2 protein-coding genes are annotated in these 1379 nt (G+C 73.8%); both read left to right on the forward strand.

Annotation, left to right across the window (positions count from 1 at the left end; all coding sequences use genetic code 11):
* Positions 1 to 111: 111 nt before the first annotated feature.
* Positions 112 to 1038, forward strand: a complete 927-nt coding sequence (locus tag H5J29_RS32750; RefSeq protein ID WP_181784766.1) for a bifunctional riboflavin kinase/FAD synthetase — start codon at positions 112 to 114, stop codon at positions 1036 to 1038.
* A gap of 51 nt (positions 1039 to 1089) precedes the next feature.
* Positions 1090 to 1379, forward strand: a 290-nt coding sequence (locus H5J29_RS32755) for a helix-turn-helix domain-containing protein (protein ID WP_181784767.1), incomplete at its 3' end; no start/stop codon positions are given.

The raw sequence follows: 1379 nt of genomic DNA on the forward strand, positions 1-1379 counted from the left end.
CCGGACGGGCGGGTGCTGGCGCTCATGGCGGACGCGGGCGGGGCCGCGAAGCCGATCGTGGTCCTCGCCCCCGCGGGCTCGTGACGATCCGGACTCCGTAGGCTCTCGATCGTGGAACGGTGGCGGGGACTCGAGGCCGTGCCCTCGGGATGGGGCCGCAGTGTCGTGACCATCGGGGTCTTCGACGGCGTGCACCGCGGGCACCGACAGCTGATCGAGCGGTCGGTGGCGGTCGCGCGGGAGCGGGGGCTGCGCAGCGTGGTCGTCACGTTCGACCCGCACCCGGCCGAGCTGGTGCGGCCCGGGTCGCACCCCGCGGCGCTGACCACGCTGGAGCGCCGGGCGGACCTGGTCGCCGAGCTCGGGGCGGACGCCTTCTGCGTCATCCCGTTCACCGGCGAGCTGGCCCGGATGGACCCGGCCGAGTTCGCGCACGAGGTCCTGGTGGACACGCTGCACGCCGCGGCCGTCGTCGTCGGGACCAACTTCACGTTCGGCTACAAGGCCGCCGGGGACCTGGACACGCTCCGGGAGCTGGGCGTCCGCTTCGGTTTCCAGGTCGAGGGGCTCGACCTGATCAGCGGCTCCGGCGTCACCTACTCCTCGACCTACATCCGGTCCTGCATCGACGCCGGGGACATGGAGGCCGCCGCGGCCGCCCTCGGCAGGCTGCACCGGGTCGACGGCGTGGTGGTGCACGGGGACAAGCGCGGCCGCGAGATGGGCTTCCCCACCGCCAACATCGCGTGCGCCGTGCACACCGCACTGCCCGCCGACGGCGTCTACGCGGGCTGGTTCCTGCTGGCGGACCGGCGGCTGCCCACGGCGATCTCGGTGGGCTCCAACCCCACCTTCTCGGGCAAGGTCCGGACCGTCGAGGCCTACGTGCTCGACGTCGACGAGGACTTCTACGGCCACGAGGTCGGCGTGGAGTTCGCCCACCGGCTGCGCGGCCAGGAGCGCTTCGACGGCATGGAGCCGCTGATCGCGCAGATGGACGCGGACGTGGCGCGGACCCGGGAGCTGCTGGGCGCCTGAGTTCCGTCGTTCGGCCCCGCGGAGGGGGGTCCGGGTGTCAGCATCCGGGGTGTGGACACCGAGCAGACGGTCGCGGCGAACCGGGAGCGACAACGCGCGCTCTACGGGGCGTCGCTGGGGGAGAAGGTCCACCAGATGGTCCGGGCGCTCGGCGTGACCCAGGCGGCGCTGGCCGCCACCTTCGGGATGAGCCCGGCGATGCTGTCGCAGCTGGTCAGCGCCCGGCGGGTGAAGATCGGCGATCCGGCGGTGCTGGCCAGGGTCCGGCTGCTCGACGAGCGGTGCGCGGCCGGGCCGGTCCCCTCCGACGAGGTCCCCGCACTCCTCGACAGGGTGCGCGC

This window comes from Pseudonocardia pini, assembly GCF_013870575.1.
Classification (GTDB): Bacteria; Actinomycetota; Actinomycetes; order Mycobacteriales; family Pseudonocardiaceae; genus Pseudonocardia; species Pseudonocardia pini.